This is a genomic window from Psychrilyobacter sp., assembly GCF_037132775.1.
GTDB lineage: Bacteria > Fusobacteriota > Fusobacteriia > Fusobacteriales > Fusobacteriaceae > Psychrilyobacter.
Genome location: NZ_JBAHZY010000028.1, coordinates 1 through 15,816, shown reverse-complemented (window position 1 = coordinate 15,816; position 15,816 = coordinate 1). Strand labels below are relative to the sequence as shown.

Genomic DNA, 15,816 nt, shown 5'->3' with positions numbered 1-15,816 from the left:
GGCTCTGCTATTGACATACAAAAAATAAAGTTCTAATATATTAAAAACGAGAAGCAATAATTAAAGAATTATTACTCCTCTTTTTATAAAAGTTTTACATTAATTTTTAGAGTTTACACAAAACTTGCAACAGCCCCAAGGGTTCACTATATTCATCTATTATCGGACCAAGAGACGGTAGCTTATTTTACTTCTTGGAAATTTATCCATTGTCCATTTAGCTTTATTTTTAATTTCTTCTCAATTTTTCCAATCATGAACTTAGCAGTACCGGTTCCTTTATTCTTTAATAGTGCCTTAGCTTTTGTTTTAGTAATTTTTATCGGATTTTTATAATGTTTTGTTTCTTCCCATAAAGTAAATTTACACTCTTCTTTGTAGCCCTCACAGTAGTAATTTATCTTATCTGTCTTAGTTTTACCTTGATAAACATTTTTCCCACACCTAGGACATATTCCTATGATCTCTTTATTTGCTTTATTTTCGATTTTATCTATCACGACAACATTTGATACGGTTTTACTTATTTCTTGCGAAATTTCGTCAACCAAAGCCTCTAAAGATATTTTATTTTTATAAACTTGTTTTAATTTCCTTGAAAATTCTATATTTCTTGTTTTGAATAAATCAATATCAAGTTTTTTCAGAGTGTCTATTAAAATTTCTCCATTTGGCTCTATAGAAAAAATTTGACCTTTTCTACTTATATAATCTTGTTTAATACATTTAGAGATCGTTCCTGTCCTTGTAGCTTCCGTTCCTATTTCTAATCCCTCTAAGATTGCCTTATACTCTTCATCTTCTGTCGTTTTTTCTGTCCTGAATGGATTTTTCAGAAAGGCTGCTAAACTACTTTCATTAATTTTTTGTGGTGGAGTGGTTTCTTTTTTTATTTCTTTGAAATTAACTTTGAATTTATCTCCCTCTTTTAATTTTGGTAGATTATCCGTTATTTTTTGAGGTTCATATTTCAAGAATCCTTCCTGTTCTATTACCTCTCCTTTTAATTCAAAAATTTCCTCTCCCACTTTAATTTTCAAAGTGGTTTTAGAGATAATAGTTTCTTCATCTAAAAAATTAGATATAAACCTGTTTAATATGGCGTTATACACGATACACTCAGTTTCATTAAGGTTTACTCCATCTATTTTCTTATTTGTCATTATCAAGGCACTATGGCTTTCTATTTTGGAATCATCGAATATTGATTTTTTCTTTTTTACTTTTAAATTAATTTTTGGATAATTTTTAATTATTTCTTCTACTTTTTCAATTTCATTTTCAGCTAGATACTCTGTATTAGTTCTTGGATAAGTAACTAGTTGTTTTTCATAAAGTCCTTGGATAGCTGCTAAAGAGTTCTCAAAACTGATCTTATGAGATTTAGAAAGTTCCGATTGTAGTTTAGATAGAGAAAATAGCTTTTTAGGAGCTTTTTTAGCACTATCTTTTTTAATTTCTGTAACTATAGCTTCTGAACTATTTAATTTATTTTTTTTGTTTTCAGATTTTTTATCTTCAGGAGAAAACTTTTCTTTTAACTCTAATTTTAAATTTTCATTTTCAGAAACTAATTGAATATATTTTTGAGATTTAAAGTTTTTTATCTCTATATCTCTTTCATGAATAAAATCTACAATTGGTGTAACTACTCGACCAACTTTTAAAAGTGTGCCTTTTTTTACTGTAGAATAAGTCGTATAGTTGATTCCTAATAACCAATCTATATACGTTCTTGCATATCCTTCATTTGCCAACGAAGAATAATTTTTATTATCCTTTCTAGCTTGTAATTCTTTTATTATAGTTTCTTTTGTTTGTTCAGGTAACCAAAGCCTAGTTACTTTCCCTGTGTAGTTTAATTGGTCAATTATAGTGTCTATGATGATTTGACCTTCTCTATCTGCATCACCACAATTTATTGTCTCTTCAACCCTATTTTTTTTGATAATTTCTTGAATTATCTTAAATTGTTTTTTCACTCCACTATCATTTTTAAGTTGAAATTCAAATTCAGATGGAATAAATGGTAATTTTATATCTTTCCATTTTGGTTTTTCTCCAAGATAATCTTCTACATCTTTAAGTTCAAATAAATGACCAAAAGCAACTGTAACTATATAATCATTCACAATAAAATATCCATTTTTTTTTTCAGGTTTCCCGATGGCTTTAGCTACATTTAAAGCTAAGCTTGGTTTTTCACATATTATTAGTTTCATTTTAATTCTCCTTTATCTTACATAAATATTTTGGTTAATAAGAAAAGCGCACTATTCAATTTTTACATTATAAAAATCAACGTATTTTTTTCTCAATTAATTTTCCTTTTTCTCGTATAATAAATTTTGCAACTTTTATCCTTTCATTAGTTTTAAAATTCCATAATATTTTATAAGAATTAAGGATATAATCCCCATTTTTACTAGTATCATCATTCGCCCAGAGCAGGAGTTTTTTATTTTTCACCTTATATCTAATATTATTCAATTCCAGTAGTTCTATACACTCTAGCGATTCCTGATCTGTTATAGAAAAATCATTATTAGCTGTAGTATTCCCTTTTTGCAAGATATTAAATTCTTTTGAATTATCTTTAAGGTCTTTTAATATTTCCTGTAATTCTTTTAATTCAATAGTTTCTATATTATTTTTATTTAGGGCTGTATAATTCCCTTTATAAGTTTTTGTTGGAGCAATAGTAACTCCATAATCACAAAAAAACTCTATTTCCAGTTTTTTTGCAAAAGGGTTTGTTTCTATAACTTCAAAATATGGCTCATTAAAAATTATTTTCCCTATTTTTTCATATGTCTTATAACTACTAAAAATAAAGATATGATAACCATTACTCTTAGTTTTTTCTATATATGTATTTTGCAAATAGGAATATTTATTTAGTAGATAAGAAAAAAGTATCTCTCCTTGTTTTTCCTAATCTTTGCAATCAATATCAAAGCAATAAAGAGCTTTATTCTTTTCCAATTCTTCTCCTAACTTAATTTTTAAACCAGTCACATTTTCCTAATCTGTATGCAATTTTTCCCAATTTTGGTTTTTAAAGGGATACATTCCTTTGTTATGGCAAATTTGATGACTTATTCCAAGATCATTAAGTAAATATGCAACACCCTTAATACTCCTTTTCAATTCATTCCTCCATAATTTAATTTTTGCTGAATTATATATATAATCTTCATCTTCCCGCCCTATCGGTTGGGTTGGTAATCTAAGTAACCGCATACGCGAACACTTAGATCACCTGGATTTAAAATCAATAATCTATAATTCTAAGTCATTTTCTTTTGAATTATTTCGATTAAATTTATTAACTATTTTTGATTTACTCTTTCCAAAAGAATTAACCACCTTAGGTCTTCCTATTTCATTATTTGCCTCTAAATCATTAGTTTTTTGATGCAAATTTTCACCTTTTGTTCTTAATAATTCTTTTTCTAAACTATTATAATTTTCTATTAATTTATCTGTTATTTTCTCTGCATCTGAACTTGCCTTATAAATCTCATTAGGGTCATTTTTTAAAACTTCTATCCAAGAGTTGATATAGGCACTATGGTTATCAATATGCTCTGTTTTTAAATCTATCCCTAATTCTTTTTGAGAAAATATAGCCGATATTTCAGCTCTTAATTCTTCTTTTGCATAATCTACAGAACCAAAACCGTTACCTAACGATCTATTTAATCTATCAGGATGCCCTGTACTATGACCCATTTCATGTAACATAGTTCCTAAATACTGTTCTTGAGATACAAAGACTTCTTGAGGCGGTAAAACAATAATATCTTGTAAACTACTATAATAAGCTCGATCTTGTTTTTCCTCTTTAATCTCACATTCCGATGATTTCTTTAAATTAGAAATAAGATCATTTAGTTCTTCATTTGTTTTTTCTAATTTAGTTTCTTTTTTTAGTTCTGGTATTCCCTCTATATCATTAGCATTAAAAACTCTAAAATAATTAACAATAGGGTTTTTAAGTTTAACTATCGTTTCTTTTTTTGTAATCTTATCTACTTCTTTTTTAGAGAAAATCCATTTTTCTAAAGCTACTGATTTTGAACCTTTTTTAACCTGCCATCCTTTTTCTTTAGCTTGGTTGAAGGTAACCCATCTAGGATCATCATAGTCCCTCTGATCTGCTGCAACCATTAGCTTGAACTTATTCCCGCCCCTATATTGATTTTCAGTAGTAGCGTTCTGAGGAGCAAATTTAGAACTCCAGCCTTTAATCCAATTTAAACCATCTTTTTCAAGGTTAGATATTATAGTTTCTGTTAATTTTTTTCTTTCCTCCATAACTAAAGTGTATGATTTACTTGCCATCTTTTTCACCTTCTAAATCTTTAAGGGTTACTTCTCCTGATTCTTCAATGTCTTCAGGGAATAACTCATTTCCGTCTTCATAGATTCCCATTTTTTCTTCGAATATTTCTCTTGTAGTTTTTTTCAATTTCGCCCCTCCATAATTTAGTATTAAGTGTTATATCAAACGTAATTGCTACATATTTATTTGTGTCACTTGGCTAGTACCTTGGGAGTAGGATTCAATACCTACTTCCCATTTTTGTTTTTTAGTTCTCTTTTATCCAACTCTTTTTGTCCCTCTTCTTTTATTATCTTTTTTTCTTCAGGAACAATATTTTCTAGTCTTAAAAGATATCCTAAGAGTAAAGCTTTATTCTCTTTTTTTAATCCTGCTATTTCAAACAGAACACCTAATTTTATTAATTCATGTGCTCTTTGTTTCCTCTCATTTTTATTTTTGTTTGCTTTTATAATTCTGTCTTTCTGTTTATGCTTCTTGACTAATTTCTCATTTTGACTAATTAAATCTTTTAATTCCATTAATTTTTTCATTTTTACTCCTAAAAGCTATACTTAAAATTAATCCCTACACTTGTTTCAAAGTTTGAATTAACTATTGACTTAGAAAACGAACTCACGGGACTAACTTCAAAAGTATTAATTTTTATTGGAATTTCTACTCTTGTAAAAATTTGAGTTGCAAATTCATCCTTTCCTAAATCCTTATACTTATCACCATCTAAAAATTCATGTCCTGCTCCAAATGTTATTTTAGGTGTTATGAATTTATCATAATTGCTCCATTCTTCATAAATAATTTTTTCAATGCCAAACCCTAACTCTGTATATAGACTTTTATTTTTTTCAATACTCCCATAATTAAATTGAACATATGGGATATAAGTTACTTCGTCAAAATCTAAATACTCTTTCTCAAATTTATTTGTTATTCCAAAATAATTTTCTGAACTTTGCTCTTTTTCTTTATATGTTCCTCCATAAATAGAACTTATAAAGGTTGTGTCTTCTCCGTTAGACCATTTTGAAAATAGATTTCCTTGGAATAGATCGCCAGGAGTATTTCTTAGATCAGCATATGAAACATTTATTCCAACTCTCCAAAATTCATCTATATTCATACCAAGCATAAAATCATAATTATATATTGTATCCCTTTCATCCATTAATCTATTGAGGGATAAATTATAGACATATTCTTTATCAGAGTTATCTATCTTTAATTTTTTATATAAATTTTTATTAATACTATCGATGACAAAGTATTTATTTCTTAAATTTGATTGTTCTAAGTTATTATTTTTTAAGTCTTTATAACTTATAAATGATGATATTTCTAACCCTGTCATTCCGTGCTCTTCTTTAACTTTGTTAATAGATAATGAAGTTAAAGAAGTTATTGCAAATACTAATGTCACAAGTTTTTTCATTTTTCCTCCTGGTTTCAACTTTGTTTCAATTTGAAACAAAGTTGAAATATTTTTTCTTTAAAATTTTAAAATTAATTCTGCTTTTTTTAATATAATATCTTTTGAAATTAAACCAAAATATCTTGAATCATATGAATTTTCTATCATTCCTAAAACAAACACTTTGTTAATTGGAATTATTCCTGATTTTAAACTTGATGTTAAAACTCTTCCTTTAGAATCAAGTTTAGAAATTCTTCCTACATACTCAGAATTAATAAAAACTTTATTTTTTTTTATCTCTATTAAATCTCCTGCTTTACCCGCGACTGTTTTTATCAGTTTTTTAGTATGACTACCCAAGTATTCCCTTGAATATAGAACCTTTCTAGCATTTAAAGGAATTGCTAAAGAGATAACCTCTCCTTTTTTTAAATTTTTATGGTCAAAATTTGAGGTATAATAGATTCCTTCTGGCATACTCGACGAGGTATTTACCATCAAATAATTAGGTACTGTAAATGCAAATGGTAAATATACTAGAGTTAAAATTATTAAATATTTAATAGATTTTCTTAATTTTTTCAATAATTTAACCTCCTGATTATTTAGTTCTACTGGAAGGGTTAAAACCTAACTAACTTTCACTTTTATATGCTTCGGTGCTACTGTTAGTCCCAGAACTACTTTTCACGTTAGAAGCATTTTTGTAAGCATTATATGAATTTTTCATTGCTGATCCTATATCACGACCACCAGAAGCAACCATTCCCATAGCTATACCTGCACCACCACCAGTCATCCCCATGCTAGAAATTGTTCCAGAAAGAAGGGTTGAGACAATTGAAGGAACTCTTTTGATTAAGAAAAAGAAAAATATAGAAGCTACAAAATACATGACAAAATCACTTAAAGTTGCGGTTTTAGCGTCTATAGTTCCTCCCATCATACTATCTGATACTAAATTAACAACTCCTACAAGTACCATTATCTCTACTCCCATTGCAAATATTGCATGTAAACCTTTCATAGCAATATCTTTGGTTTTAGAAAATACACCAAAGGGCATAAATATAAATGCAAATCCTGCCACTAAATAGAATTTAATAAAAGTTATCATTATTTCTAAAATAGTCATTACTACAAAGAAAACAGATCCAATCATTAAAAAAACCATTCCAATTGGGATACTTTCTATAAATAGAGCATCTAATGTGAGAACTGTACCTCCACTTGCTACCATTGCAGGAGCAACTATAAGCATTACATTTTCTAAAAAGTTTCCTATATTAAATCCAAATATAGTTGAATCAATCCCTGTAGCTTTATTTCCTAACTCGATAAATCCAGTTAATGTTTGATCTAAAACAATCTCTTGATAATTAAATATTATCCAACCGAAAAAACCATAAAGGAGAATTTTTTTCATCAATGTCATAAAGATATCTAATCCATCATCTTTATTGAAAAACATAGACATAGTCAAATCAATTATAGCTAAACTAACTAACATACTTTTAACAGTTAGATCTAAATTTTTGACAATATTAATAGATGTGTTTCTAAAGACATCTAAAATTGCAACTAAATCAAGCATTTAATTCCCTCCATTTCCAAATCCCCAATTTGTTTTTTTCTTCCATAAATTTGTTTGAGTGTCTAATCGTTTTTTGCCCGCTTCTGCATCATTTTTTCTTTTTTCTTTAAACGCTTTTTTTTCTATCTCTTCTGCTGATTCTGTAGTGTCACCAGCCATTGCAATTGCCCCTGACATCTTAATATTTGTTTCCAATAAGCTCCTAATTTGCAACAGGATCGAGTTTGAATTTCCTACAAGGTTGTTTGTAGCTTGAATTGCTTGTAAAGCTCCGTTAGAGGATTTACTAGCTTGTAGTAGTTTTTCTAGATTCCCTTTATCGTTTCCAATTGTTGCGGTCATTCCTGCGTTTGTCATTGCGTCATAAACTGCGTATCTACTTGCTTTTTTTGCATTAGATACATCTTTTTTTATTCCTGCTAATCCTTTTTCATCAAATCCGGTTATCTTTGTAAAATCTTCTGGATTTTCTTTATAAATCGACCAAAATTGATCTACCATTTTTTCATTATCATAAATAAATGATTTTGCATTTCTATTTAAATCATCAAGATCGTCTAGGGCATTTTCTAATATCCTAATATTTCGATCTGATAATGAAACATCAAGTTGTTTTAAATTTTTTGCTTGATTTTGTAAAGATTCATATTCGTTTTGGACACTTTTAACTTGATTTCTTATTTGTTCCATCTGATTTTTTACTTGTTTTATAGACTCTAATTGAGTTTTAAAGTTTTCGGCATAATTTAAAGCATCCCAAGGATTGGCTGCCCCAAAAAAACTAAAACTTAAAGTTGTAATAAGGGCAAATAACATAAACATTTTTTTCATTTAAATCTCCTTTATTTCAACTTCGTTTCAATCTAAAACAAAGTTGAAGTTAATTTATCTATCTATATAATCTCTAACCATTTTTTAGTAAATTCATCCTCTGAATCACTTGATTTCATTAGATCAATTGCTAATTTTTGTTTTTCTACACTAGCACTAGCTATTAATTTCAGTGTTTTTTCTCCTAAACTCAACTCAAATTTTCTGCTACCTAATTGAGATTTTGTATAATACTCTTTTTTAGGAGTTGATTTAGATATAATTTCTATTTCTTTTTCATTCAAACCAAAAGCTTTATATACTGGGATATAATTTTCTGAAACAGCATTTGAATTAGGTAAAAATATTTTAGTATTGCACGCATCTAAAATTGTTGTAAATAAAGGCGAATTCATAATATCTCCAAGCTCTTGGGTCGCAAAAATAACAGAAGTATTCTTTTTCCTCAATACTTTTAACCATTCCCTAATTTTTGCACTGAATATAGGATTATCAAAGAACATCCAACATTCGTCTAAAATTATAATAGTCGGACTTCCATCCATTTTTGCTTCAATTTTATAAAATAGATAGTTAAGTAGAGGAACTATTACTTGTTTATTATCTATAATTTTTGCCATTTCAAAGACTTGCCATTTCCCATCTTTTAAATTATCAAAATCATTATCAAAATATTTTCCTAAAGCTCCATCAATTAAATAACTTCCAAGAGCTTCTTGTAATTTAAGATCTGTTAATAAATTACAAAATCCTGTCAAGGTTCTCATTTCTTTTGGCATTTTAGAAAGTAATTTTAATGCTTTATATATTTTTTGTTTCTGTAAAGGTGTAAGGGTAACATTTTCTTGAATAAATATATCTATAAGCCATTCATTCGCCCATTCTAAATCAAAACTTTTGTCTATTTCACCTAAAGGCTGAAAACTCAAACTATCTTGTCCTAGATCATAAAAATCGCCACCAACAGAATAAGTCAGCACCCTAGATGAACCATCTTTATCAAAAAAATACACTTGAGAATTTTTGTATTTTTGAAATGATGATGAAATAATCCCAAGTAAAACTGATTTTCCACTTCCAGTCGGTCCGACAATTGATGTATGACCTATTTCTCCAACGTGAAGATTGAACCTAAAAGGTGTTGACCCTACAGTTTCAGTGTAGAGTAACGGAATATCATCTAAATGTTCATTAAACTTATTCCCACTCCAAACACTAGATGTAGGAATTAAATGCGATAGTGTCACACTGTTAAGTAGTGGTTTTCTTAAATTATTATGAATATTCCCTGGTGTCGCACCTAAAAAACATTCCATTGTATTTGCTGTTTCTAGTATAGTAGTAAAGCCTAAATTATTGATTTCTTTAGCTATTTTTTCTGCTTTTTTCTCAACTAAATCAATATTTTCATCTTCAACCAAAATAGTACAAGTATAATATCCTTGACTTAAATAATCTCCTCTAATAAGATTAATTTGTGATTGAATATCTTCTGCATTTTCAAGAGCATTATGATCTTCTTTATGAGCTGAATTTGGATTAGGAGAAAATTCATTCATTAATCTTTGGAACATTGAAATTCTCCCTTGGAAAGTTGAGTTCCATTTCTTTTTTAATATGCTTAAAGCCTCTTGTTTCCCAAGACTTATAAACCTAGTTACCCATCTATATTCAATATCTAATTTGTTTAATCTATCAAAAAAACTACTATGGGTATATTGTGGAAACCCTAAGATTGAAATCGCTCTGAAATGATTTTTTCCTAGTTGTGGTTTTAATCCTCCTATAATTCTAGTATCAGCTAAATAATTGGCCATATACATTGGAACAGAAGGTATTTTTACTTCCATATCTTTTTTTTCTGAAACTGTCGAATGAAGATATGTATAAGTTTCTTCATCGCTTAACTCTTTAATTTCAAGAAAAACACTTTGAAATAAATTTAAAATTTCTCTATTTTTCTTTTTAAATTCAACTAATTGTTCTAAAAATTCATCTTTTTTTTCTTGCTGCTGTTTTTCAATTAAAAATCCATTCATTTTTTTTTGTAAATCTGATGGTAATAATTGAGTAATAGTTAGATAGTATTCACTCTCATAATGATTACCTTTATTAAAAAAAATTTCCCTTTCTTCATCTATAATTTTTCCACTTAGATTTGGGAAATTTCCTTTCTCATAAAATTTACTTTTGCTTCTTTTAGCTTCAATATGTATAGTCCAATTATTATCAAGTCTTTTAATTATGTTATTTAATTGTGAATTTAGATTACTTAGTTCATAAATAGTAATGGAATCTAAGTCAGCTCCTCTATATCTATAGCTTTTTTGTAGAGTTCCATTTTTGTTTAATACAATCCCTTTATCAACTAAAGATAGCCAAGGAAGATAATAACTTAATTTATTTTTTTCTTCTCTATATTCTTTTATCATCTTTCCTCCTTTTAGAAATGTATTAAACTTTGTAATACATTTCTAAACCCTTTGTTTCTGTTAACCTTCGTGGTAATAGTCTTTTTGTTTTACATATCTTTTCATAAATATAGTTAAAATTAATGGATCTTTTTTACAGATAGCTACTAATATAAAATGAATAATTAAAGTAAACATAAGCATATAAGGCACTTCAAGAACCATAACAAAAGTTACCCCTAACATGATATTTATTATAAAAGCTTCCTTCGATACTCCTGCTATCGTTTCAGGTTTTATTAATCCTTGGCAAATTGGTATATCTTCCATCTATCCCCCTTTTTTATTTTTTATTATTGTTTGTAAGACATTAAATTTCATTTAACAAATACTCTCCATTCCTATATCCTTCTACCTTAGTTATAGAAGTAATTTTTCTCTGAACCCCTATTCTTTCTAAAACAATTATTATGTCTACAACTTTAGCTATTAGTTCTTCTTGTTTAGATACTGAAACTCTTTGTATATACTGTTCGAGCTGTTTTAAGCCTCCTATAGCACTATCAGAATGTATTGTGGTTAATCCTCCAGGATGACCAGAATTCCATGCAGTGAGTAAATCAAGAGCCACTCCATCACGGATTTCACCTACAATAATTCTATCTGGTCTTAATCGCATTGTACTTTTCAATAATTTTTTTAAATCTGCATAATCTGTTGTTTTTAGAGCTACAGTGTCCTTTGCTGTACTTTGCAATTCTTCTGTATCTTCTAAAATCACTATTCTTTCTTCTAATTTACTAATTTCTTCTATACAAGCATTAGCAAAAGTTGTTTTCCCAGTAGATGTCCCCCCAACAATTAATAAATTCTTTTTATTTTTTACAGAATCTAAAATTATAGTTTTTTGAGTTGTAGTTAAATTTTCATTTTTTACATAATCATCTAGCGTAAAAACTAAAATAGCTTTTTTTCTTATAGTAAATACAGGATTTGCTCCTGTAAGAACTGCTTCAAATCTACTTCCGCTTTGTGGCAATTCTGCTGATAAAGTAGGATTTTTTTTATCTATTACAGTTTTCATGTGACTAGCTACTGTATTAATAATACTCATAGCTTTAGAAGGCTCGACTATTACCCCAGTGTCTTTTCGCCCTTCTGTAAGAGTATCAATCCATAATTTTTTATCTGGATTAAGCATGATTTCGATGACATTATCATCTTCTAGATATTTATTTACTTCATCAAAACAATATTTTAGTAACTCGATCAATCTATCTGTTTTTATCTGTTTTTCTTTCACCTTCTGTCTTCCTCAATTTCAAAATTTTTGATAAAAGTTATAAATTTAGATTCAAATTTTTTATTACCTTTAAATCCCTTAATTTTTTCTAGAACCTCTACATGATCTAAAAGAAATAAAAATGATTCGCTTAATTTTTTATTAAATTGATCTTTTTCCTTTTTCTTAAGCTCTTCTATTTTTTTTGCATACATTTCAATTAATTCTTGAGGTGTTTTAGGTTTTCTTTTCTTTTTTAATTTTTGATTATCTTGATTCATCGTTTAGCAACCTCCTATTTTTATTTATATAATCTATCTGTTTTGGGAATACCATAAGTTTTATTGGTTTTATCGAGAAAGTAAGGTTCCTCATAAAACCTAATTTTCCATCCTTTAATTGGATATTCTCCCCCAATAGATATAATATTTCTTTTATCTCCTAACTTGTTTCTAACCTCTTCTTCTGTCATTAATTCTCTACCATGAGAATTATTAGATATATTCCCTCCTAACATTTGTCCCACTTTTTGTGATGTATTTTTTACTTTAATAGTTGTTTTACCTAATAAATTACTTATGATTTTAGGGGTTTCAGTATCAATTGGCGATGGAGTATAAAATACTGCTGTAGCACAGTTATCTAAAATACTGATATCTCTACCATATACTTGCCTATATTGGCTCAAAGACTGCCCTATCAATAATGCTTTCATTCCATATCCTGCAATATATGCAATACCCTTCTCTAATATAGGTATTTTTCCAAATGCAGGGAACTCATCTAAAAGTAAAAGCATTTTATGTTTATGAACTGCTTCGCGAGTTTCATAATTCATTTCTGGACATAAAGTTCCTACAACTTGTGTTAAAAGTAATCTTACGAGTGGTGCTAGAATTTTAATATCTTCTGGTTGAATACAAATAAATAAATCAACTGGTGTTTCATAATTCATTAGATCATTGATTTTAAAATCTATTTTTTTAGTATTTTGTCTTATCACAGGGTTTTGAAATAAACTTATCTTAGTTGTCGCTGTTGAAATAATCGAGGCTCTTTCCTTATCTGCTTTTCCTGACATTTCAGCACACATACGAGCTACAATTGGGTGTACTCCGGAAGGGACACCAACCATCGTTTCTTTGTCATAAATTTCTTTGAAAAATTCACTTTCTCCGTGTATATATTTAGGTTCTATTTCATTTTCATCCTCGTCTTCACCTCCAAGAATATTTAGTAATTCATCAGCTAATGGATTAGCAGGAGAAGTCATGAAATCTATAACGTCACCTAATGAAGCCGTTCTATCTTTTATAGTGTATAAGACGTGTAAAATAATTCCATTGAGTAAAACTTTAGCTCCTGATGCCCAATGGTCAAGTTCTCCTTCCTTTCCGTTATCAACTAAGATAGATGTTATAACCTCTACATCTTTAAATTCTAATTTATGCCCTCTTCTTACATTCGATAAAGGATTAAATGATATACTTCCTTCTGTTGCAAATGGAGCGAATTTTAACACTTTATGTTTTAGAACCTTTTGTCTATACCCACTTGTTAATGCAAAGTTTTCCCCTTTGGGATCTAGCACAAAGGTGCTTCCTTTCCAAGTTAAAAGTGTAGGTATAATTATTCCGACACCTTTTCCTGATCTTGTTGGAGCTATTACAGATATATGTGTATTTTTATTATCTATAACAGTCTTTTCACCTAAAAGTGTTTTAACTCTTCCTAAAATCACTCCATCATTACCTTTATATTTTGATTTTAAATACCCTAATTTTTCTAGTTCACTATTTTTAATCCATCTTGCCGAGCCATGAGTATCTTTTTTATTATCTTTTCTCAAAATTCGAATAAAAATTATTAAAGAAATGAAACTAAATATAAGGGAAGGAGTTTTAATCGCTCTATTTAAAATATTTGGCATTGTATTTTCATATCTAAAAAACCAAATAATAATAGAATATGGATTATATAGATTTTTATATACTGGTGTTCCTAGGTCACTATGGAACTTAACTAATTTTGCAAATTTTTGTGTACCCATTCCTAAAATAAGTGTTATGAAAACACTTACTCCAAAAAGTTTTAAAAAAGGTTTAGATTTCAAAATTTTAAAAAAATTTGGTTTTTTTAACCTGAATTTAAATACATATTTTAAAATCACTAAAATTAATATTATAGAAATAAAAATTAGTAATAAATACATCCATATCACCTCTTATAAGGTGTTAATTTAATGTCCGAATGAATCATTACATTCATTCTAGTACCTTGTCCTATCTCTATAGTCGGCTGAATATTCAAAGCCTTATTTGCCATATTAGAGCCGATCTCCATAATCTGTTCTCCTGCTCCTCTTCCTGCCTCTGATTTCCAATCATCATCTTTATTGTCAGCAGTTACAATTGCTGCTCCTGCTCCTACAACAGAACTTAAAACAACCGCCTGAAATAATTTATCAAAATGATTATCAATTTTTCCAGTTACTCCTGCATAACCACTTAGATCAACTCCACCGAAGTTTTTTAATCCAATAGATTTACCATTTGGAAATATTAATCTTTGCCAAACAAGAAGTAGCCTTGTTTGACCAAAAGTTATACCAGAATCGTATTTTCCAATCAATCTAGTCCCTTTTGGTATCATTAAGTAGTTCCCAGAAACAGTGTCATACACATCTTCTCTGACCTGACCTATAACGTTACTTGGGAGGTCAGAATTAATCCCTGAAATTAAAATTGTTGGTATTATCCCCCCTGCTTTTACTGTATAACTACTAGCAAATTGTTCGTAATATGGATTACCAAATTCATTAGTTTCTGCATTCTTTAAAAAATTATTTTTATCTTTTTGTTTGTTAGGATCATCATTTAAATTCATTCCATAATTTTCATTATTGGACCCAGAACTATAATCAAAATTATTGTTATTGGAACCCTCACTATTCATTTTTTTATTCTCATTTTTTAAAAATGTTATGTTTGAAACTCGAGATCGTAACTCTTCTTCAAATATTTTTTCTTTATAACTGATCCTATAATCGTCTTCTACAAAATCAACAAGTTGTTGATTCTTATAATAATCTTGTCTATCAAAAGTTTCTATTTTAGGAACGATGTCTCTTTCTACAAACTCATTTTTTTCAATTGACTCATTTTCATAAGACGTCTTTAATCCAAATTCTTCTGAATCAATTTTTTTTTTGCTCAAGTCTTCTGTTGGTTGCTCTTGTTCTATCTTAATTTTAGAAGGAACAACTGGTTTGTTTGTCGCTTTAAAAAAAGAAAAAACAATTACAACTAATAAGAAGAATATTAATCCTATTGCTAATCCTTTTTTTATTTTTTCAAAAGGATATATTTTTATCTCTTTGTTAAAATCTTCATTAGTTTCAGGAGTGTTATTTTCATCTGTCACTTTTTTACCTCCTATTTTTTATAATTATTTTTTTCTTCCCGATTCTCAAAACCCCTTCTTTAAAGGTTCTATCGACAATCAAATAATTATTTTTAACTCTATAATTAACGAGCATTAATTTTTTTTCTTCCCGAATATAAAAGCTTGGAAGTTCTTGTAAATTTTCTTTCATAATTAAGTATGTTTTTTTCCCATCATCAAAGATTGTTGAAGGGGAAAAATCATATTTCCTTTTATTTACCGTATATTTATAATTTAAATTTTCAGGATTAGTTAAAGTCATATAATTTTCTTCTTTTTCAATTTTTTCTGCTCTAATTTTTCTGATCAATTCTTGATTAGAATATTTCCACTTAACTACTGGATTAAACCTTGTTTATAATGGTCGTATAAATTCATACAAAGAGTGTTTAACCTTAAGCAAAAAAATAAGGTATAATTTAAGAAAACAATATGGGGGATTTTGATTATGAATACACGAAAAACTTACTCTTCTAAGTTTAAATTTAAGATCGT

At 28.3% G+C, this 15,816-nt stretch carries 15 protein-coding genes and 1 pseudogene; all 16 read right to left on the bottom strand.

What is annotated here, in order from left to right; genetic code table 11:
• Nucleotides 1-182: 182 nt before the first annotated feature.
• Nucleotides 183-2,222 (bottom strand): DNA topoisomerase, encoded by a 2,040-nt coding sequence (locus V5784_RS01830; protein ID WP_336887342.1) that lies wholly within the window; start codon nt 2,220-2,222, stop codon nt 183-185.
• Between the two features lie 76 nt (nt 2,223-2,298).
• Nucleotides 2,299-2,883 (bottom strand): hypothetical protein, encoded by a 585-nt coding sequence (locus V5784_RS01825; RefSeq protein ID WP_336887341.1) that lies wholly within the window; start codon nt 2,881-2,883, stop codon nt 2,299-2,301.
• Nucleotides 2,884-3,282: 399 nt separating this feature from the next.
• A complete protein-coding gene (locus V5784_RS01820) occupies nt 3,283-4,347 on the bottom strand; it encodes a zincin-like metallopeptidase domain-containing protein (RefSeq protein WP_336887340.1) in 1,065 nt (354 codons plus the stop codon).
• Entirely contained in the window at nt 4,337-4,474 is a 138-nt protein-coding gene (locus V5784_RS01815; protein WP_336887339.1) for a hypothetical protein, read from the bottom strand. The genes V5784_RS01820 and V5784_RS01815 overlap by 11 nt, the downstream gene beginning before the upstream one ends.
• A gap of 101 nt (nt 4,475-4,575) precedes the next feature.
• On the bottom strand, nt 4,576-4,881 hold the full coding sequence (traD, locus tag V5784_RS01810; RefSeq protein ID WP_336887338.1) for a conjugal transfer protein TraD: 306 nt from the start codon (nt 4,879-4,881) through the stop codon (nt 4,576-4,578).
• Nucleotides 4,882-4,889: 8 nt separating this feature from the next.
• Entirely contained in the window at nt 4,890-5,777 is an 888-nt protein-coding gene (locus V5784_RS01805) for a hypothetical protein (protein WP_336887337.1), read from the bottom strand.
• 57 nt (nt 5,778-5,834) lie between these two features.
• Nucleotides 5,835-6,344, bottom strand: a complete 510-nt coding sequence (gene lepB / locus V5784_RS01800) for a signal peptidase I (RefSeq protein ID WP_336887336.1) — start codon at nt 6,342-6,344, stop codon at nt 5,835-5,837.
• A gap of 49 nt (nt 6,345-6,393) precedes the next feature.
• Nucleotides 6,394-7,353 carry a type IV secretion system protein gene (locus tag V5784_RS01795; RefSeq protein WP_336887335.1) on the bottom strand — a complete coding sequence of 320 codons (960 nt, stop codon included), beginning with the start codon at nt 7,351-7,353 and terminating at the stop codon, nt 6,394-6,396.
• Nucleotides 7,354-8,184 (bottom strand): hypothetical protein, encoded by an 831-nt coding sequence (locus V5784_RS01790; protein WP_336887334.1) that lies wholly within the window; start codon nt 8,182-8,184, stop codon nt 7,354-7,356.
• Between the two features lie 62 nt (nt 8,185-8,246).
• Nucleotides 8,247-10,616 carry an ATPase gene (locus tag V5784_RS01785; RefSeq protein WP_336887333.1) on the bottom strand — a complete coding sequence of 790 codons (2,370 nt, stop codon included), beginning with the start codon at nt 10,614-10,616 and terminating at the stop codon, nt 8,247-8,249.
• A 60-nt stretch (nt 10,617-10,676) separates the two neighbouring features.
• Entirely contained in the window at nt 10,677-10,925 is a 249-nt protein-coding gene (locus V5784_RS01780; protein ID WP_336887332.1) for a VirB3 family type IV secretion system protein, read from the bottom strand.
• A 40-nt stretch (nt 10,926-10,965) separates the two neighbouring features.
• A complete protein-coding gene (trbB, locus tag V5784_RS01775; protein WP_336887331.1) occupies nt 10,966-11,898 on the bottom strand; it encodes a P-type conjugative transfer ATPase TrbB in 933 nt (310 codons plus the stop codon).
• On the bottom strand, nt 11,895-12,158 hold the full coding sequence (locus V5784_RS01770; RefSeq protein WP_336887330.1) for a hypothetical protein: 264 nt from the start codon (nt 12,156-12,158) through the stop codon (nt 11,895-11,897). Before V5784_RS01770 ends, trbB begins: the two co-directional genes overlap by 4 nt.
• A gap of 20 nt (nt 12,159-12,178) precedes the next feature.
• Entirely contained in the window at nt 12,179-14,089 is a 1,911-nt protein-coding gene (locus V5784_RS01765; protein ID WP_336887329.1) for a type IV secretory system conjugative DNA transfer family protein, read from the bottom strand.
• Nucleotides 14,090-14,094: 5 nt separating this feature from the next.
• Nucleotides 14,095-15,300 (bottom strand): TrbI/VirB10 family protein, encoded by a 1,206-nt coding sequence (locus V5784_RS01760; RefSeq protein ID WP_336887328.1) that lies wholly within the window; start codon nt 15,298-15,300, stop codon nt 14,095-14,097.
• A gap of 4 nt (nt 15,301-15,304) precedes the next feature.
• Nucleotides 15,305-15,658: pseudogene (locus V5784_RS01755) on the bottom strand (TrbG/VirB9 family P-type conjugative transfer protein); the annotation flags it as partial.
• Nucleotides 15,659-15,816 lie beyond the last annotated feature (158 nt).